General features: G+C 35.5%; 21 protein-coding genes and 1 other annotated feature. Of the genes, 20 read left to right on the top strand and 1 reads right to left on the bottom strand.

All coding sequences use genetic code 11. The annotated features are described in order from the left end of the window. Window positions 1-2 precede the first annotated feature (2 nt). The 14 genes from recD2 (at window position 3) to BQ5367_RS12840 (ending at window position 14,097) form a co-directional block, all read left to right on the top strand. Window positions 3-2,180 carry an SF1B family DNA helicase RecD2 gene (gene recD2 / locus BQ5367_RS12900; protein ID WP_071442908.1) on the top strand — a complete coding sequence of 726 codons (2,178 nt, stop codon included), beginning with the start codon at window positions 3-5 and terminating at the stop codon, window positions 2,178-2,180. Between the two features lie 42 nt (window positions 2,181-2,222). Continuing rightward, complete coding sequence (locus BQ5367_RS13565; protein WP_154667096.1) at window positions 2,223-2,381, top strand: hypothetical protein; 159 nt, start codon at window positions 2,223-2,225, stop codon at window positions 2,379-2,381. 19 nt (window positions 2,382-2,400) lie between these two features. Continuing rightward, on the top strand, window positions 2,401-3,450 hold the full coding sequence (locus BQ5367_RS12895) for an AI-2E family transporter (protein WP_071442858.1): 1,050 nt from the start codon (window positions 2,401-2,403) through the stop codon (window positions 3,448-3,450). 54 nt (window positions 3,451-3,504) lie between these two features. Then, window positions 3,505-3,693 (top strand) — a binding site (T-box leader). Window positions 3,694-3,724: 31 nt separating this feature from the next. After that, window positions 3,725-6,355 (top strand): alanine--tRNA ligase, encoded by a 2,631-nt coding sequence (gene alaS / locus BQ5367_RS12890; protein ID WP_071442857.1) that lies wholly within the window; start codon window positions 3,725-3,727, stop codon window positions 6,353-6,355. Between the two features lie 46 nt (window positions 6,356-6,401). Then, window positions 6,402-6,665, top strand: a complete 264-nt coding sequence (locus BQ5367_RS12885) for an IreB family regulatory phosphoprotein (RefSeq protein WP_071442856.1) — start codon at window positions 6,402-6,404, stop codon at window positions 6,663-6,665. Beyond that, window positions 6,662-7,075: a Holliday junction resolvase RuvX gene (gene ruvX, locus BQ5367_RS12880; protein WP_071442855.1), complete on the top strand. Its 414-nt coding sequence runs from the start codon at window positions 6,662-6,664 to the stop codon at window positions 7,073-7,075. The genes BQ5367_RS12885 and ruvX overlap by 4 nt, the downstream gene beginning before the upstream one ends. A gap of 33 nt (window positions 7,076-7,108) precedes the next feature. Further along, on the top strand, window positions 7,109-7,357 hold the full coding sequence (locus tag BQ5367_RS12875) for a DUF1292 domain-containing protein (RefSeq protein WP_071442854.1): 249 nt from the start codon (window positions 7,109-7,111) through the stop codon (window positions 7,355-7,357). Then, window positions 7,341-8,390: an endolytic transglycosylase MltG gene (gene mltG / locus BQ5367_RS12870; protein ID WP_071442853.1), complete on the top strand. Its 1,050-nt coding sequence runs from the start codon at window positions 7,341-7,343 to the stop codon at window positions 8,388-8,390. The genes BQ5367_RS12875 and mltG overlap by 17 nt, the downstream gene beginning before the upstream one ends. A gap of 8 nt (window positions 8,391-8,398) precedes the next feature. Beyond that, complete coding sequence (gene udk / locus BQ5367_RS12865) at window positions 8,399-9,031, top strand: uridine kinase (RefSeq protein WP_071442852.1); 633 nt, start codon at window positions 8,399-8,401, stop codon at window positions 9,029-9,031. 28 nt (window positions 9,032-9,059) lie between these two features. Further along, entirely contained in the window at window positions 9,060-9,542 is a 483-nt protein-coding gene (gene greA / locus BQ5367_RS12860) for a transcription elongation factor GreA (RefSeq protein WP_071442851.1), read from the top strand. A gap of 66 nt (window positions 9,543-9,608) precedes the next feature. After that, window positions 9,609-10,079, top strand: a complete 471-nt coding sequence (locus BQ5367_RS12855) for a ComEA family DNA-binding protein (protein WP_071442850.1) — start codon at window positions 9,609-9,611, stop codon at window positions 10,077-10,079. Then, entirely contained in the window at window positions 10,076-11,950 is a 1,875-nt protein-coding gene (locus BQ5367_RS12850) for a ComEC/Rec2 family competence protein (RefSeq protein ID WP_071442849.1), read from the top strand. Before BQ5367_RS12855 ends, BQ5367_RS12850 begins: the two co-directional genes overlap by 4 nt. Window positions 11,951-11,953: 3 nt before the next feature. Then, a complete protein-coding gene (holA, locus tag BQ5367_RS12845) occupies window positions 11,954-12,901 on the top strand; it encodes a DNA polymerase III subunit delta (RefSeq protein WP_071442848.1) in 948 nt (315 codons plus the stop codon). Beyond that, the gene (locus tag BQ5367_RS12840) at window positions 12,898-14,097 is read left to right on the top strand and encodes an L-serine ammonia-lyase, iron-sulfur-dependent, subunit alpha (protein WP_071442847.1); all 1,200 of its coding nucleotides are present in this window, start codon (window positions 12,898-12,900) and stop codon (window positions 14,095-14,097) included. The genes holA and BQ5367_RS12840 overlap by 4 nt, the downstream gene beginning before the upstream one ends. 51 nt (window positions 14,098-14,148) lie before the next feature. Here BQ5367_RS12840 and rpsT read toward each other — a convergent pair whose 3' ends face one another. Next, the gene (gene rpsT, locus BQ5367_RS12835) at window positions 14,149-14,412 is read right to left on the bottom strand and encodes a 30S ribosomal protein S20 (protein WP_071442846.1); all 264 of its coding nucleotides are present in this window, start codon (window positions 14,410-14,412) and stop codon (window positions 14,149-14,151) included. 112 nt (window positions 14,413-14,524) lie between these two features. On the opposite strand from rpsT, the gene gpr reads away from it, so the two are divergent. From gpr to BQ5367_RS12805, 6 genes are all read left to right on the top strand, one after another. After that, window positions 14,525-15,334, top strand: a complete 810-nt coding sequence (gpr, locus tag BQ5367_RS12830) for a GPR endopeptidase (protein ID WP_071442845.1) — start codon at window positions 14,525-14,527, stop codon at window positions 15,332-15,334. Between the two features lie 30 nt (window positions 15,335-15,364). After that, window positions 15,365-16,195, top strand: a complete 831-nt coding sequence (spoIIP, locus tag BQ5367_RS12825; RefSeq protein ID WP_071442844.1) for a stage II sporulation protein P — start codon at window positions 15,365-15,367, stop codon at window positions 16,193-16,195. Between the two features lie 2 nt (window positions 16,196-16,197). Then, the gene (locus BQ5367_RS12820; RefSeq protein WP_071442843.1) at window positions 16,198-16,485 is read left to right on the top strand and encodes a hypothetical protein; all 288 of its coding nucleotides are present in this window, start codon (window positions 16,198-16,200) and stop codon (window positions 16,483-16,485) included. 38 nt (window positions 16,486-16,523) lie between these two features. Further along, a complete protein-coding gene (gene fmt, locus BQ5367_RS12815) occupies window positions 16,524-17,453 on the top strand; it encodes a methionyl-tRNA formyltransferase (RefSeq protein ID WP_071442842.1) in 930 nt (309 codons plus the stop codon). Between the two features lie 197 nt (window positions 17,454-17,650). Further along, a complete protein-coding gene (gene rny / locus BQ5367_RS12810) occupies window positions 17,651-19,204 on the top strand; it encodes a ribonuclease Y (protein WP_071442841.1) in 1,554 nt (517 codons plus the stop codon). Then, window positions 19,204-19,980, top strand: a complete 777-nt coding sequence (locus BQ5367_RS12805; RefSeq protein WP_071442840.1) for a TIGR00282 family metallophosphoesterase — start codon at window positions 19,204-19,206, stop codon at window positions 19,978-19,980. The genes rny and BQ5367_RS12805 overlap by 1 nt, the downstream gene beginning before the upstream one ends. The last annotated feature ends 44 nt before the right edge of the window (window positions 19,981-20,024 follow it).

The raw sequence follows: 20,024 nt of genomic DNA, 5'->3' as shown, positions 1-20,024 counted from the left end.
TTATGGAAGATCAATTAGTTATTAGCGGGAAATTTACCCATGTTCGTTATCGGCATGATATGAGTGGCTTTACTGTCGCTTCTTTTAAATTAAATGATCATCAGGAAAAGACGATTACGGTTACGGGAATCTTGCCTTCCTTTGATTTAAATACGCTTTATGAGTGTGTCGGTCATTACAAGGAACATGAACGTTATGGTTTACAGTTTGAAATCAATGAGATGCATTTACAGCAGCCAAGCGATGAACAGACATTGATTGAATATTTCAGCAGTTCACGTTTCAGTGGCATTGGTAAAGTAAGTGCTAAAAAGATCGTTGATGCACTAGGTCTTGATGCAATAGAGAAAATTGAAAAGGATCCTCATGTTTTAGATGATATTTTTAAGAAAGATGAAAAACGTATCCAAAGCATTATCAAAGGTATTCAAGAAAGCAATCAGCTTGATGATAGTGTTTTATTCTTTAATCAGATTGGATTAAATGTTCGTATCCTTGAAAAAATAAAGGTTGTTTATGGAGAAGATGCCATGCATATCATCCAAGAGAATCCTTATCGTATGATCGAAGATATCGATGGTGTTGGTTTTAAAACTTCTGATAGAGTAGCTTCAATTTTAGGATTTGAAAAAAATCATCCTTATCGTATGAAAGCCTTGATTGAATCAGAAGTGCTAGAAAGCTGCATTCGTAGCGGTAATAGCTATATAGAAAAAGATGAATTTGAAAAAGCCTTGATAAATCGTTTAAAAAAAGAAAATATTCAAAGCGATTTCGATTTTGAATCATGTTTTCAGCAGCTTGTTTTAGAACGTTTTATCGTTGTTGAAGAGGATCGGATCTATCATCATACACAATATGATGCGGAAAAAGGTATTGCCTCTTTTCTTCGTGATTTTCCTTATGTCAATGATACAAATACGCTTATTTCATCTCTTGATGAAGAAATCAAGATCATTGAAGAAGAACTTAATATTCAGTATGAAGAAAAACAGATTGAAGCCATTAAGATGTTTTTCACACATCCTTTTTCTATACTGACAGGAGGACCCGGAACTGGTAAAACAACGATTGTCAAAGCAATCCTGACTCTTTATCAAAAGTTTTTTCATTCAGATCAGATCATGCTTTGTGCTCCAACAGGAAGAGCGGCTAAAAGGCTAAGCGAGTGTTCCAATATGCCTGCCTGTACTATGCATCGTCTTTTAAAATGGGATTTGGAAACAAATACTTTTATGATGAATGAAGAAGAACCTTTATTCTTAGACTGCTTAATTATCGACGAATTTTCTATGGTTGATCAATGGCTCTTTTACAATCTTTGTAAAGCTGCTCGCCATATCAAGAAGATCATGATCATCGGTGATGAAGACCAGCTGCCTTCTGTTGGTATTGGAACGGTTCTTAAAGATTGTATTGAATCAAAACAATTTCCAACATTACGTCTTGAAAAAATATTCCGCCAGACAAGTGGCAGCGACATTGTTGAGTTAGCTTATGAGATAAAAAACGGAACTTGTGATATATTAAAAAAAGGAAAAGATATTGCTTTTTTTGAATGTCCACAAAATAATATCAAAGATCAGATTCTCAATATTGTTTCTATGGCCTTTGAGAAAGGTTACTATGATCAGGATATCCAAGTGCTTTCACCGATTTATTCCGGTGTTTGTGGCATCGATCAGCTCAATCTTTCATTACAGAAGATGTTGAATCCAGCGAACCCTTTTTCTAAAGAAATTAAAGTTGGCTATCGAACATTTCGAGAACACGACAAGGTTCTGCAATTGAAAAACCTTCCTGATGAAGATGTCTATAATGGCGATATCGGGGAAATTATTGAAATTCAAAAAAAAGAAGAGGGCTATCCGGCAGATTGTATCATCGCTGATTTTGATGGTATCATCGTAGAATATTCAAGAGAGCGTTTTGATCTTTTGACCCATGCTTATTGTATATCAATTCATAAATCACAGGGAAGTGAATATCCAATTGTCATTCTTCCTCTTATCTCACAACATTCTTATGTGCTCAATCGCAGACTGATCTATACTGCTGTTACAAGGGCTAAACAGTCTTTGATCCTTCTTGGAAGCTATGAGGCCTGTGTGAAGGCAATTCAAAATCAAAATGAACGAGTTCGTAAAACAACTTTAAAAAGAAGAATCCTAGATGAATAGGATTTTTTTCTTATGGCATAATAAAGGTAGAGGTGAGGAAAAATGAACAAAGGATTACTTGGACTGGCCCTTGGTCTTAGCTTAGGCATTCTTGTAGGTTTCAACAATGAAGAGGAAATATCTGATCTTTGTCATCGTTCAAAACGTATGAAAAAGAATATGATGAAGCAGCTTCATAATATTCAGGATTATTTAGATTAACCCCAATAGGGGTTTTTATATGAAAAAAATACGTGCAATCATGAACAGTCCCTCCTCTTTTTTTTATATGACCGCTTCCTTCTTCCTCTTCATTCTCATATTGAATCAGTTTCATATTTTAGAATGGATCTATAGCTTTCTACTTGTTTTAAAGCCATTATGGGTCGGATGTGTAATCGCTTTTTTTCTTCAGCCTTTGATCGCTACAAAGAAGAAAAACGCTCTTTTACATATCATTTTGGTATATCTGATCTTTCTTTTTTCTTTTTTGATTTTATTTATGATCATTTTCTTTCTGATCCTTGAAAATTTTGATCTCATTGCTGCAAGTATCAATGATATGTATCCGGTTTTAGTTGCTTATATGGAGCGCTATCAGATTTTTAATTACATTGATACCAATCAGATTCAAGGTTTTCTTATGAATGGATATGAATTATTAGTACCTTTTATACATAATTTTATAAGTTTTCTTACTACTTTTACATTATCGATCATGATTAGTTTTTTTATTTCTTTAGAAAGTGATATCATTGCGAATGAATTCAGAAAGTATGTTAAAGATTATGAAAAATATTTTGATATGTATGCAATTTTTTCAAACATTTTGCGTCAATATATTCATTCGACATTACTAGATATGATTTATGTAATCGTGACTACGACTGCTATTTTATATTTCTTTCATACGCCATATGCTCCTTTATTGGCAATCTTACTTGCTTTTCTGAATCTTTTTCCATATGTGGGTGCTATCGTTGGAAGTCTTTTGATCATTTTGATTCATTTTCTTTTAGCAGGTGAAAATACCATATGGTTAATTGTAGCAATCTTTATTAATTCTCAATTAGAAGGTAATATCATTCATGCATGGATCTGTAATAAGACGATGAAGGTTCATCCTTTATTTTTGTTTGTAGCTCTATTGGTGAATGAATATCTTTTTGGTTTAATTGGCGTCATTTTATCACCTATTGTCGCTAGTATCTTTCAAATGTGTTTTGTTACCTACAGTGAGTATCTTAATCGCAAAAATGTCGGTGGATGGGAGAAAATTGCTTCTGAGTGAAGAAATCGCTTTGAAACAGACTTGAGAAGTAAAAAAGTTTGTGGTATAATCAGCCCGTGAATGTAGAAAAAGAGGAGTAGGCTCAGATTCTTTTCAAGAGAGCAGATGGCTGGTGAAAATCTGTAAAGATATGGGTTGAAGCTGCTTTGGAGTTTGCGCGTAGCCTTACGCTAATTAAGGAAAACAAGGGCATGGGGAAACCCATGAATCAGGATGGTACCGCGTAGAGATTACGTTCCTGAATCAGGAACGTTTTTTTATTGGAGGAGAGAAAATGAAACAGTTAACAGGTAATCAGATTCGTCAATTATTTTTGGACTATTTTAAAAGCAAGGGACACATGATAGAACCCGGTGCAAGTTTAGTTCCGCACAATGATCCAACTTTGCTTTGGATCAATGCCGGAGTAGCAGCTTTAAAGAAATATTTTGATGGTACGGAAAAACCAAAATGTAATCGTATTGCAAATGCGCAAAAATCAATTCGTACGAATGATATAGAAAATGTAGGGAAAACAGCTCGCCATCATACATTCTTTGAAATGCTTGGTAATTTTTCAATCGGAGATTATTTCCGTGATGAGGCCATTCCTTATGCATGGGAATTTTTGACTGATGAAAAATGGATCGGATTTCCAAAAGAAAAGCTTTACGTGTCAGTGTATACAGACGATACAGAATCTTATCGTATTTGGACAGAGGTATGTCATGTAGATCCTTCACATATTCTAAAAACTGATGATAATTTCTGGGAAATCGGTGAAGGACCTTGCGGACCTGATACAGAGATCTTTTATGATCGTGGAGAAGAGTATGATCCAGAAGGATTGGGAGAACGTCTTTTCTTTGAGGAAATGGAAAATGACCGTTATATTGAAGTCTGGAATGTCGTATTTTCACAATATGATGCGAAAACAGGTGTACCACGCAGTGAATATAAAGAACTTCCACAAAAAAATATTGATACTGGTATGGGCCTTGAACGTTTAGTTTCTTTGGTACAGGGTGGTGAAACTAATTTTGATACAGATTTGTTTTTACCAATCATACATGCTACTGAGAAGATTGCGAAGTATCCTTATGAGGGTGAACATAAAATGGCTTATCGTGTTATTGCCGATCATATTCGTACAGTTACATTTGCATTGGCAGATGGAGCATTGTTCTCAAATGAAGGACGTGGTTATGTATTAAGACGTGTTTTGAGAAGAGCTGTTCGTTATGGAAAGAAATTGAAGATCGAAGGATCATTCATGTATGATTTAGTTCCTGTCGTAGTTGATATCATGAAGGATTTTTATCCTTATTTAATTGATAAATGTGAATATATTCAAAAACTTGTAAAAGCTGAGGAAGAAAGATTCCACGCAACCCTAAGTGAAGGTGAGAAGCTGATGAAAGATGTGATGGCTTCTTCAAAGGATAAGGTCATTGAAGGAAGCGTAGCTTTCAAATTGTATGATACGTATGGCTTCCCATTTGAATTGACTTGTGAAATGGCACAGGAAGATGGTTTTAGTGTCGATCATGAAGGTTTTGAAAAAGAAATGGAAAAGCAGCGTGAACGTGCTCGTTCCAGCAGAGATACTTCTGAATCGATGAAATCACAGTCAGCAGATCTTATGGATTGCACTGTTGCTTCAGAATTTATTGGCTATGATCATTTTGAATGTGAAAGCCAGGTAGTAGCTTGTTTCAAGGATGGTAAAAAATGTGACTCTATTGAAGATGAAGGCGATGTGATTCTTGCAAGTACCTGTTTCTACGCAGAAAGCGGCGGACAGGTAGCAGATACAGGAATACTTGAAAATGATTCTTTCAGCTGCAACGTTACGGATGTGAAAAAGGCACCTCATGGTCAGCCTTTGCATCATATTGTCGTAAAAGAAGGAAAAATTAGTATAGGTGATACTGTAAAAGGAATGATTCATGTTCAAAAACGTAAGATGACGACTTGTAATCACTCGGCATGTCATCTCTTACAAAGTGCTTTAAAATTAGTTTTAGGAGATCATGTATCACAGGCTGGAAGTTTTGTCAGTGATGAATATGTGCGTTTTGACTTCACTCATTTTGAAAAAATCAGTGATCAGCAGTTGAAGGAAGTTGAGAATCTAGTAAATCAATTCATTGCCCAGCGTAATGATGTAGTGATTGAATTGATGAATTTAGAAGATGCTAAGAAGACGAATGCCACAGCTTTATTTGATGAAAAATATGGCGATGTCGTTCGTGTTGTAAGCATGGGAGATGTATCAAAAGAATTCTGTGGTGGCTGTCATGTACACAATACTTCAGAGCTAGGTATTTTCAAGATAGAAAGTGAAGAAAGTATCGGTTCAGGTGTTCGAAGAATTGTTGGAAAGACAGGTTATGCCGCATATGAAGCATTCAGTGCTTATGAAGATACATTGAAGGAGATTGCACAACTGCTGAAACTTAATGGTATTTCTCAAGTATCTAATAAAACAGCTCAGTTATTGGATGAAAAGAATCATCTGCAGAAACAGTGTGCGGATTTAAATGCTCAGCTTTTAAATGCAAAGGCAAGTGAGATTGCTAATGAAGCTGTAGAAAAAGAAGGTATGAAATATCTAGTGAAGATCATGAACGATCTTGATGGCAACGCCATGAAAAATATGGCTTCATCACTTTTGGATCACATGAAAGAGGGCGTTGTATTCATAGGTGGTGTTTGTGATAATAAATTAGTATTTGTCGCAAAAGCTTCTAAAAAGGCAGTTTCAATGGGAGTTCATTGTGGAAATCTGATTCGCAGTGCAGCTAGCGTGTGTGATGGAAAAGGTGGCGGCAAGCCTGATTTAGCTCAAGGTGGCGGTAAAAACTGCCTTGCTTTGGACGATGCAATCCAAACTATTAAAAATAATCTTGGTTTAGGGGTTTAAATTTGATACTAATTAGTTTAAAATAAAGGAAAGGAGAGGATAGTTTATGAAAAAAGATGTAACAGAAACAATGGCTTTCAAGTCGGAGGATATGCGTCGTGAAAATATTCGTCATATTGTACGGCTTGTTGACAATGCGCTCAAAGAAAGAGGGTATAATTCTGTAAATCAGCTAGCGGGATATCTGATTTCAAACGATCCTGCCTATATCTCGAGTCATCAGAATGCCCGTTCAATTATTCAGAATGTTGAGCGCTATGAGATCATTGAAGAAATGGTTCGCGCTTATTTGGAATCAATCGAAAAATGAGAATTCTGGGATTAGATCTGGGTAGCAGGACCTGTGGTGTTGCGGTAAGTGATGTCATGGGGATGATTGCCCGTCCAGTGGCAACGATTCGTTTTGATGAAGATGATTATGAGAACTGTCTCAAACAGCTTGAAACATATCTTAAAGAGTTTCAAATAAAAAAGATTGTGCTTGGATTACCCAAACATATGAATGGTGATGTAGGAATTCGCGGTGAGATTTCGATTGCCTTTAAAAAACGACTGGAAGAAATGGGCTTAGAAGTTGTTTTGCGGGATGAGAGATTAACGACGGTTGCCGCTAATCGTATATTAATATCTGCTGATGTTTCACGTAAAAAGCGTAAACAGGTCATTGATCAGATGGCAGCAGTGGGTATCCTGCAGAATTATTTGGATAGTCAGAATTAGGGCATTTATGCCCTTTATTTATAAGGAGGATTTATGTTAGATTCAAATACACTTTATGTAAAAGATGAAAATGGTAAAGAAGTGGCGATGGAAATCTTATTTACTTTCGCAAATGAAGAAATGGGAAAACAGTATGTAGTATTTGTTGATCCTAATGATGACAGCGGAGAAGTATTTGCATCCTGCTATGATGACGAAGGAAATCTTCTGCCAATTGAATCTGAGAGCGAATGGGAAATGGTGGAAGAGGTCTTAGGTGCTTTCAATGAAGAAGAGTTATAAGATCATTATCGCTATTGCTGCGGTCATTGTTATCGCAGTCGGAGGATTTTTTATGGTCTATCGCTCTTCCGTATCACCACTTACATCAGAATCTAATCAAATAACCTTTAATGTTGCGGAAAATACAGCACCTAATACGATTCTGGATCAGTTACAGGAACAGGGAGTTATTAAAAATTCATTTTTTTCCCGCCTTTTGATGCGTCTAAAAAATTTATCTAATATTAAAGCAGGTGTATATATTTTAGATTCATCATGGAGCAGTGAAGAAGTGCTTACTTACATCAATGATGCATCAAATGCCGAAAGTGATGAAGTGCTGATGACCATTCCGGAAGGACTTTGGTCCAAGGATATTGCTGCTAAGATCGAAGAACTGACGAATGTATCAGCTCAGGAATGTCTTGATTTATGGAATGATGAGACCTTTTTAAGGGAAATGATTGATAAATATGAATTCTTGGATGAAAGCATCTTGAATGATGCCTATCATGTAAAACTGGAAGGCTATCTTTATCCAAATTCTTATTTTATTTATCGTGATACGACTGCTAGAGAAGTAACGCTGCGTCTTTTAGATGGCTTTGATACGATTTATCAATCGTTGAAGGAAGATATTGAAGCTTCGGATTATAGTGTTCATGAATTAGTAACTTTTGCCAGCGTTGTTCAGTTTGAATCCGGAAATCCGGATGATATGCCGATCATTGCCAGTGTCTTTACAAATCGTTTTGAAGCTGGTATGAAGATGGAATCAAGTGTTACTGTATGTTATGCACTTTATGATGAATTTAATGATTTCCAGGATTGTGAAACCAACCCGGATATTGAGAGCCCGTATAATACATACCTTTATGACGGTTTACCGGTTGGGCCTGTGAATAACCCCTCTTTAGATGCATTAAATGCAGTGTTGCATCCGGCTGATACGGAATATTACTATTTTATTTCTGATGTTTATGGTGATCAAAAATTGATTCCCGCAAAAACATATGAAGAGCATCTCGCTAATGTTGAAAAATATTTGAAATAGGAGACAATATGAAGAAAACAACGATTATTGGGATTGCCGGCGGGAGTGCATCCGGAAAATCGACGATCTCCAAAAAATTAAAAGAACAATTTGAAAATGAAAATTCAGTAACGATCATTCGTCAGGATGATTATTATAAAGATCAATCTCATTTAAGCATGGAAGAGCGTATTCAGACTAATTATGATCATCCTTTTGCGTTTGATAATGATTTATTTATTGAACAATTGCATCAGCTTTGCAATGGTATTCCGGTAGACAAACCTACTTATGACTTTGTGAATCATACACGAAGCAATGTAACAGAGAGGATCATGCCAAGTGATGTAATCGTTATCGAAGGTTTATTTATCTTGGAAGACGAGGCAATTCGTAATTTATGTGATATTCGAGTATTTGTTGATACAGATGCAGATACACGTTTTATCCGTCGTCTTGTACGTGATGTCAAGAAAAGAGGCAGAACGCTTGATTCGGTCATTACGCAGTATACACAGACGGTTAAAGCAATGCATAATACATTTGTGGAACCTAGTAAAAAATATGCAGATATCATTATATTAGAGGGTGGTCATAATCAGGTCGCCATTGATTTGCTGACAACAAAAATTAGTAGTATTATTCAGGCGAATATGTTATAATATCGAGGATAAAAAAGGAGTGATAACAATGGCTCAGGAAGAAAAGACAGTTGTTACAAAAGAAGGTTATCAGGAACTGGTCAATGAACTGGATCATATGCTTCATGAAGTACGTCAGGATGTTATTCGTGAATTACAGGAAGCACGTGCACAGGGTGACTTGAGTGAAAATGCTGATTATGATGCTGCAAGAGAAAGACAGGCTCGTGTAGAAGCACGTATCCGTGATCTTGAAAGCATGATCGCAAATGCTCAAATCATTGATGATAAAGATTCTAAAAAATCAAAGAAAACGGTTAAATTAGGTTCAACTGTAAGAATTTTAGATATGGAATCAAATACTGAGGAAGTTTATACGATCGTTGGTTCGGTAGAAGCTGACCCATTAAACGGCAAGCTTTCAAATCTAACACCGCTTGCAATTGCACTGTTAGATTCAAAGGTTGGAGATACACCGACAGTCACACAGATCGAAGAACCTTATAAAGTAAAAATTCTTGAAATAAAATAGAGATTTTCTCTATTTTTTTTTGGAAATTTCTGATTTTAATGGATATATAAGAGTAGGGGGTGTTTTATGAAAAAATCACTGTCTATTCTTTTAATTTTAATAATAATAGGAGTATATCTGCAATTAGGAAATAGTGATCTTGCAATTCAGAAAAAAAATGAATATTATGCGGAAATCCGAGGTGAGGTGATTCATCCGGGCATCTATGAAATTGAAGCTGATGAAACTTTAGAAAGTCTTATAGAAAAAGCAGGAGGATTAAGTACAAAGGCGGATATAAGTTCACTTTCACTCCTTCGTACCATTCAACATCTTGATGTGATTATTATTCCAGAAGTTGCGGAAATAAAAAAAATATCTATTAATAGTGCTTCACTGGAAGAATTGATGACCTTAAATGGAATAGGTGAAACTAAAGCCAGCCGTATTATTGAATATCGTAAGGAACATAGCTTCCAGTCAATTGAAGAAATTATGAATGTCAAGGGAATCGGACCTAAGATTTTTGAGAAGATCAAGGAACAGATTGCTTTATGAAAGATTTCTTATTATTAAGCATGATTTCTTTTTTGCTTTTGAACTGTAAAAACTTATTATTACTTATCATTTTTCTTCTTTTTTTTACATACTATCAATTTTATACACGTCGCTTTTCGATTCCATATATTATTTTTATGATTATTTTATATTTGTTTTCTTTCTCAAATTTTTGTATTCGTGATAATTGTGTTATAGAAACACATGAAAACTATGTTATTGCCAGTGTAAATCATCAAAAAGTTTTGATTTATACAGATGAAATTTACTTTGAAAATGAAGAAGTGATCGTTGAAGGTGAATCCAAACCAATTGAAGCTGATTCAAATTTTAATCTTTTTAATTTTCAAAACTATATGAGTCAAAAAAATATTGATCGTTATTATGAAAATGCCCAAATCATAAAAAAGAATTCTATTCGAAGGAAGATGTATGAGAAAATAATGATGATGGACGAAGCGATTTCATCGATACTTTTACGTATTTTTTATCAGTTTGGAGAATATGATATGATCTATTCTGCAGGTTTACATTTTTCATATTTGAATCAAGCGTTTTCTCAGCTTTTCTTAGGGTTTTGTAACATGTCTTTTGCGTTAGGACTCTCTTCTTTATTTGTAGGCTTGTTTGGTTTTTTATTTCCTTTTAAATTTGCATTATTTCGTATCATTAGCGGTAATATCACAAAGATCATCTTTAAGGATCGATCTTATAAGGATCGCTTAGGATTACAATATTTATTATGTATGTGTTTCGATCCCAGCTGTGTTTTTTCTCTGAGTTTTTTGATTCCTTATTGTTTGGGTTTGATTTATGTTTTTACAAATAGTAAGAATCGAAAGAAAGCTTCATATATATTTTTAATCTTTCTACAATTTCTTAAAACATCGAAGTGTCAGCCTTTTTCTATTTTCTTTTTCCCATTCTTTCAAAAACTAGGAGCAGGAATGTTAGTAATTGCTTTAGTACAGCTTTTTATATCTTTTCCATTGGTTCAATATGCAGTTATGCTTGTAAATCCGATGTCACAATTATTTTCTTCATTTGTATTACATGGTTCAATTCCTATGTGGCTGATCATCTTTTTTCTGTATCTTTTTTTTCAGATGATTCATCAACAAAAATCTTTCATGCATTCTTTAGTTTTACTTTATATCCCTTTACAAAGTTATTTCAATCCTTTTTATCAAGTAACGATGATCAATGTAGGACAGGGGGATTCTATTCTGATACAGGCACCTTTTCACTTGAATAATATTTTGATTGATATACCTTTGAATAAAGAGGAAAGGGTCGTTGAGTACCTTCACTCTATTGGTGTTTATCATATTGATACGCTCATCTTTACCCACCAGGATAGTGATCATAATGGTGGAAAAGAAGCTTTTCTTGAACAGTTTAAAGTATATGATGTGATAGAGGATCATCAGGATATTGAATCCAACCTTCTGTCTTTGATTTCTTTAAATCATTCTAATCATGGTGATGATAATGATGATTCTTTGGTTTATTTTAGTTCTATAGGAAAACTCGATTATTGTTTTATGGGAGATGCTTCTAAAAGTGTTGAAAAAGAAATTGTGATGGAGTATGCATTAGAGTGTGATGTTTTAAAGGTGGGGCATCATGGAAGCAAGACTTCTACAGATCCTTTATTTATTCAAATGATCCAGCCTTCTTATGCACTTATTAGTGCAGGCAGAAATAATCGTTATGGACATCCACATGAAGAAGTGCTCGATGTGTTAACAAAATATAATGTAAAACCTTTTGTAACCTCTTTAAATGGAGCTATTACGATAAAAAGTTTTCTAAATGTTCATTTTATTAGAACATCTAGTGGAGAATTTGATATAATGATTACGGAGTGATTTATGAATTATTTATTTTATGGAAAAGATAACGGTCGTATTCAAAAAGAAATTACAAAGGTCATCGCTCAGTATGGTGATGACTGTGATAGCGTTGTTTACGATTTAAATACAGTTAAAATGGGAGAGGTTATGGGTGATCTGATGACTCCTCCTTTCTTTCATGCACATAAGGTAATTATTGTTAGACATTGTGATTTTTTGGTGAGTGGTTCTTTAGATTTTGATATTTCTCAGTTTGAGTCTTTTCTAAAAGAACCGATTCTCGAAAATACACTTATTCTTACTCATGAATCTGAAAAATGTGATTCACGTAAGAAAATTGTAAAACTGATTCATCAGACGTGTCGTGTCAAAAGCTTTCAGAATCTGGAAGAAAGAGATAAAAGAAGTTATGTTGCTGAAAAATGCCGTGAGCTAGGGATCAGCATCACACAAGAGGCACTTAGCAGGCTTACTGAGCGCTTAAATCGTGATACTGCTATGATCGACCTTCAACTTGAAAAGCTAGCGTGCTATCCCCTTGAAATCAACGCAGAAGCGATTGATGCGTTAATATCAAGAGAAATTGAAGATAATGTATTTGAACTAAGTGAGGCTATATTAAAAGGTAAATTTAAAAAGGCATTCCATACTTATAAAGATATGATTTCATTAAGTAATGATCCAGTATATCTTCTAGCAGTCATCGCTTCACAGATGCGTTTCTATTATCAGGTAAAAGTATGTCTAATGCAGGGAATGAGTGAAGAAAGAATTGCTTCTTATTTAAAAGCTCATCCTTATCGTGTTAAATTGACCGTACAGATAGTTTCTAACATAGAGATAGATAAGATCATGAAAATTCTTGATGCTGTCTTAACGTGTGATTTAGATATCAAGAGTGGAAAAAGAGAAAAATATTTAGCATTTGAAATGTTTATGATTCAATGCCAGGAGGAAATTGTGTGAAATCATTAAAAGAACTTTATAAAATAGGTCCAGGTCCTTCAAGTTCACATACATTGGGCCCAAAAACTGCCTGTGAACGTTTTCTACAGGAATATCCAGAAACTGATGAGGTTGAAATTACCTTGTATGGCTCTTTGTCATTGACTGGCAAAGGCCATTTAACAGACCGGATTTGTATTCAGACTTGTGCTCCTATTCCATGTCATGTTCATTTTTCCAGTGAAACTTGTGATGCTCATCCAAATACCATGGATCTATTTGCTTATCATAAGAAAAAAATGATCGGCAGCTGGCGAGTGTATTCAATTGGTGGTGGAACGATTCGTATAGAAGGTAAAGAGTTTAAGGAAAGTGAAGAGGTTTATCCACAAAATAGTTTTTATGAGATATGTCAATATTGCCGTGAACATCAGCTTTTCTTAAAGGATTATGTAGATGAGCATGAGAAAATTGATGATTACATGAGAGCAATCATGAATCAGATGCTTGCAACTATTGAAAAAGGAATTCATACACAAGGTATTCTTCCAGGAAGATTACAGTTGAAACGTGTGGGAGCAGATCTCTATCAAAAAGCACTTCTAGAAAAGAATCCTCTTAAAAAAGAAAAAGTGATGTTAATGGCATATGCCTATGCTGCCAGTGAGGAAAATGCCAGTGGCGGCATGACGGTGACAGCACCGACTATGGGAGCCAGTGGCGTCATGCCTTCGCTTGTGCGGTATTATAAGGTCGATCGTCATTTTTCTGAAGAAAAAATTATTGAAGGTTTAAAAATTGCAGGCATCATTGGAAATCTATTTAAGACAAACGCTACGATATCTGGTGCACAAGGCGGATGCCAGGCAGAAATTGGCGTTGCCTGTTCTATGGGGTGTGCTTTTGTTGCTTATATGGAAGATCTGAGTGATGATCTGATTGCTTATGCAGCTGAAATAGGAATTGAACACTTTTTGGGCTTGACATGTGATCCGGTTGGCGGTTATGTCATGATTCCGTGTATCGAACGTAATGCAGTAGCTACTCTAAGAGCGATTGATTCAGCTCTTTTAGCAAATGAGGTAGGAAATTTAAAAGAAAATAAAGTTTCTTTAGATATGATCATTCATACGATGAATTATACCGGTAAAAAGATAGCAGTTGAATTAAAGGAGACCTCTTTGGGAGGATTAGCGAGTGTTGTGCCGCTGGAATAATAAAGCATAAAAAAATGTCAGTGAATCATCACCGACATTTTTTGTTTATCTTTAAGCAATTTTGTTGATAGCGTGACTTAAACGAGATTTCTGTCTAGCAACATAGTTTTTGTGGTGAACACCACTTGTAATAGCTTTATCCAGCAGAGAATTAGCTGTGTTATAAGCAGTCATTGCAGCTTCCTTGTCATTCGCATCCACAGCTACCAAGACTTTTTTAATAGATGTTTTGATAGCGCTTCTCTGAGCAACATTGCTTTCATGTCTTTTGTTGTTAGTTAATACACGTTTTTTCTGTGATTTAATGTTTGGCACTCTTGACACCTCCTAATTGATTATTGCTAGTAGATTATAACAAAATCAAAAATGAAATGCAAGAAACAATTGAAAAAAGCCATACTATAAGGGAAAAAGGAGAAATACATACATGAAACACAGTGATTTCGCAGATGAATGGTTTGAAAATGAAGAGGAAACGATATTTTCAGAGAAGATAGAAAATTTCCCTCATTCAGTTACTGTAAAATGGATCAAAGTATCGGAAAATGATAAGGCATATCAAGTTGGTGACTATGTAACAATTTCTTTTGAATCAATGGCTGATGCTTCACTGAGAAATCAGATCAGCAGCCTTTTAGTCGATGTGCTTGATAAGCTCTGCAAAGAGGTACTGCTTCAAAAAATACTTGTAGTAGGCTTAGGGAATGAAGAGATGATTTCAGATGCTATCGGACCTAAAACAGCTGCTCAGATACTTGTTTCAGCGCATTTATTTGAACTTGAAAATAATGTTCATCCCGGTTTAAACAACTGTGCTGTTATTGCTCCTAAGGTTATGGGACAAACAGGGTTAGAATCGGCACGTATTGTCAAGGGAATTGCAGATTTTTATGAACCACAATGTGTGATTGTCGTTGATGCGTTAGCAACGAGCAGCTTTTCACGTATCAATCGAGCAATTCAAATTTCTAATATTGGTATCATTCCTGGCAGCGGGGTAGGAAATCATCGCTTAGCCATCAATGAAGAAACACTCAATGTTCCGGTCATTTCAATAGGTGTTGCCACAGTAACAACGATACGTTCGATTTTAAATGAAATGAATATAAAGGAAGAATATGAGCATAATGATTGCATCATCACACCCAGAGATATGGATATGGAATGCCGACAAATCGTTTCCATCCTTTCACATGGAATCAACTGTTTTATTCATCCGGCATATGAAGAGTTATAATTATTGGTTTATAAGCATAAGCTATGAAATATGAAAACCTCGATCAAGATTCTGGCGAAGCTAGGACTGCTGGTACTTTTTATTTTTATATCTCCTTTAATGCAAGGAATCAAGGCTACTGTAAAAGAGCTTGATTTTAGTATGCAGCTTTTTAATCAGCAAAAAAATATTACATCCATCGACATAGAAACCTTTAATGTCATGGATATGGTCAAAAAAGAAGATATTCCATATCGAGAAGTTGATGTAGAGCCTGATGATATCGTAGAGGTGCCACAACAGCCTATTGGAAGTCAAAAATCAATCTATATTTATTCAACCCACCAGCAAGAAGGCTATAAAGATCAAAATACTGTATTAGAGGCCAGTGCCTATTTAGGGAAACTGTTAAGAGAGGCGGGATATGAAGTTGTAGTAGAAGATCGCAATTTTACTGAGGAGTTAAATACTTTAGGGTTGAATTACAATCAGTCTTATCAGATATCAAGAAATGCGATCACAGATGCTGTTATGGAGCATCAGGGATTTGATTTGATGATTGATTTTCATCGTGATTCTGTTCCTCGTGAATCTTCTTATATTGAAGCTTCAGGAAAAAATTATGCGAAAATGATGATTGTTTTGGGAGGCCTTAGTTCACACTTTTCTAATATTCAAAATCAAGCGATGACACTGTTAGACAAAACCAATCAGCTACAGAGTGGTATCATGAAAAATATCCTGGTTAGAGAAGCTTATTATAATCAGGATATCAGTGATAATATGCTGCTGATAGAGGTTGGGAGCGAAGAAAACTATTATGATGAGGTGATTCATTCCCTGGATATTCTGGCAAAGTCAATTGATGAAATGATGAGGTGAATATGAAACGTTTCCTGATAGATTTAATTTTAGTTTTATTGCTTGTGGCTATTGGAAGTTCTTTTATGGAACAAGACAGTTCTTTTTCCATTGAACAGGAAATTATCGATTTTGAAAACAGTTTGGAAGAAAATGAACAATATGTCAGTGAGAACAGAGGAGAAGCTATTCGTGAGGTGCATATGAATAAAGCTTCTGAATTGGCAAAAAACAGTTCAGACACCATTAAACAGATCGTTGGTGTTAGTGTTGAAGTTGTGACTTCGATTTTTAAAGCAATTATAGAATAATCGTTGAAAATCAGTTATAATGCATTAGAGGTGATTTTATGAAACGAATATTATTTATGGGAACTCCTGATTTTGCCTGTGGCATCTTAAAATGTCTTTTAGAAAATCATTACAATGTCGTGGGTGTCGTTTCCCAGCCAGATAAAAAAGTTGGACGCAAGCAAGTTTTAACTCCTACTCCGGTGAAAAGCCTTGCATTATCATACGGTCTGCCTGTTTTTCAGCCGTTCCACATTAAAGATATCTATGAAGAACTTAAACAATTGGATCTTGACTGTATCATTACCTGCGCTTATGGTCAGATGATACCTGAAAATATTTTACAGCTGGCAAAAGTAAGATGTATTAATGTCCATGCTTCACTGCTTCCTAAATATCGTGGCGGAGCACCGATTCATAAAGCAATTATCAATGGTGAAAAAGAAAGCGGTGTTTCGATCATGGAAATGGTTAAAAAAATGGATGCCGGAGATGTCTGCTGTGTAAAAAAAGTTGACATTAGCGAAGAAGATACGATGGGTTCATTACATGATAAACTCATGCAGTGTGGTACGGAAGCCCTTTTAGAAGTTATTGATGATGTATTGGAAAATAAGGCTACATTTGTTCCTCAGGATGAAAGTCAGGTTTCTTTCGCATGGAATATTTCAAAAGAAGAAGAAAAAATTGATTTTTCAAAGGGCGGTATTAGCGTTTACAATCATATTCGTGGTCTGATACCGTCACCGGCAGGTTATGCAATTCTTGAAAATAAAAAGATCAAATTTCATGAGGTGTCATTACTTCATGAAAGCAGCTTAGCTCCTTCTGGTGAAATTATTGGTTTTGATGGAACGCATCTGCAAGTTTCTTTAGGTGATCTGATTTTGCTGATTTCAAAATTACAGCCTGAAGGGAAGGCAAAAATGAGTGCAAAAGATTTCTATAATGGTCACGGAAAAAAGATTATTGGCAAAAGATTTGAATAGCTTGAAGCTATTCTTTTTAAATTAAAACAAATAATAATCCTAAATCAGGAATAGTTTTGATAAAAATTGAATAAATTGTTCTATTTGTTTCCCAAAAAGTCAAATTATAAGAAATATCCTTGTTTATTTGTGAAATTTTGTGTAAAATATATAAGAAAGTAAACACTTTCATAAATAGTTTGATAGGAGGAAGGAAGATGGATATTTTATTACCAGTCCTCTTGTCGGTTTTGGCAGGTTTAGCCGGAGGAATCATTTTAATGCTTTTGATTTCAAAGGCTGGGTTAAATAAAGATAAAATTAAAGCTGAAAAATTACTGCAGGAAGCCACTGTAAAAGCAGAAAATACTGTGAAACAGGCGGTTTTGGATGGTAAGACTCAGACTCATGAATTGAAGATTGCTGCAGAAAAAGAGATTAAAGAACGTAAACAGGAAATTACAGAGATGGAGAATAAACTGTTAAGACGTGAAGATAATCTTAATTTTCGTGATGACGCATTAACACAAAAAGAACAGCAAATCGATTTAAAAAATAATCAATTAACTAAAAAAATGTCTGAACTTGATGAGAAGGAAAAACTGCTGCAAGAGAAGATCGATATTCAGATCGTTGAACTTGAAAGAGTTGCAGCAATGAGTACAACGGAAGCCAAGAAAGAGCTTTTTGAAATTGTTGAAAAGCGCATGGAGAATGAAGTTGTTGCTTACATAAAAGAAAAAGAAGAGGAAGCAAAGAGCATCGCTGATGATAAGGCTCGCAACATTGTAGCTCTTGCTATTCAGAAAATGTCTCAGGATGAAGCGGTGGATCGTACAGTAAGCGTAGTTGCTTTACCAAGCGAGGAAATGAAAGGAAGGATCATTGGCCGTGAAGGAAGAAATATCAAATCGATCGAACAGGCCACAGGAGTTGATCTGATTATTGATGATACACCGGAAACGATTACGATTTCCTGCTTTGATCCGGTTCGCCGTGAAATTGCCCGTATTGCTTTGGAAACTTTGATTCGGGATGGCCGTATTCAGCCTGGTCGTATTGAAGAAGTTGTTAATAAGGTACGTAATGAAATTGAAAACAATATCCAGAAAGTCGGTGAAGACACGATCTTCAAATTAGGAATCGGTAAGATGAGTCGTGATATCGTACATCTTGTAGGCCGTTTGAAATATCGTTATTCTTACGGTCAGAATGCACTTCAGCATTCTATGGAAGTTGCTAAACTTGCTGGCAGCATGGCCGCTGAACTTGGATTAAATCAAACGCTTGCCAGACGTGCAGGACTTTTACATGATATTGGAAAAGCATTAGATACCGAAACTGAAGGAAGTCATGTGGAATTAGGTTATAAATTCTGTAAGAAGCATGGTGAAAATGATATCGTGCTAAATGCGATTCAGTCACATCATGGCGAAGTTGAACCTAAGAGCATTATTGCCGTATTAGTTCAAGCTGCAGATACATTGAGTGCTGCCCGTCCTGGAGCTCGTTATGAAGCAATGCAGAATTATATCAATCGTCTTGAAGAACTTGAAAAGATTACGAAATCATTTGAAGGCGTTGATACAAGTTATGCGATTCAGGCCGGCAGGGAATTACGTGTGATCGTTCATCCGGATAAAGTGGATGACTTAAGCTGTGCTAAGATTGCTCGTGGCATTCGTGAACGAATTGAAAATGAGCTGACTTATCCAGGACAGATCAAAGTAACGGTTATTCGTGAACTTAGAACGAGTGAATTGGCAAAATAATGAAAGTTTTATTAGTTGGGGATGTTGTAGGAGCTGTCGGCAGAAAAATGGTGGCTGATCATGTCCTTCGCATCAAAGAAGAAGAAAAAATTGATCTGGTCGTCTGCAATGGTGAAAATTCAGCGCATGGCAAAGGGATTACAAAAAAGATATATGCTCAGCTATTAAATAGCGGTGTTGATGTCATTACGATGGGCAATCATACTTTTTCCAAGAAAAATCTGGAAGAAGTAATCGATGAAATGGATCAAATGGTACGCCCAGCCAATATGCTGCCATTAGAATTTGGTAAAGGGTGCCGGGTAGTTGAAGTGAACCAAAAAAAAGTAGCTATAACGAATCTGATTGGTGAAGTGTTTATGGTGAACTGTACAGAGTCTCCATTTGATACCATGGAAAAGATATTGAATGAAATAGATGCGGATATTCATATCGTTGATCTGCATGCGGAAGCAACAAGTGAGAAGATTGCTTTTACTTATGAGTTTGCGCAGCGTTGCAGCATCATCGTTGGTACCCATACGCATGTCCAGACTGCTGATGAGCGGATCGTTGATGATCATTGTGCAGCTATTACTGATCTAGGCATGTGTGGTCCTTATCATTCAGTGATCGGACGTGATGTGGATGAAGTATTACGGCGCTTTAAAAATAAGGAACATACTCGTTTTACGATTGCTGAAGGAAAAGGAATTTTCTGTGGATGCATCGTTGAAATTGATGATGATACTAACAAAGCCGTATCAATTAAAAGAGTTCAAATGAAAGAGCAGTAATGCTCTTTTCTTTAGATAAAGGAGTTTTTCAAAACTTTAGTTTT

The sequence above is a fragment of the Traorella massiliensis genome, assembly GCF_900104665.1.
Lineage (GTDB): Bacteria > Bacillota_I > Bacilli_A > Erysipelotrichales > Erysipelotrichaceae > Traorella > Traorella massiliensis.
This window is presented reverse-complemented; position numbering and strand designations above follow the sequence as displayed.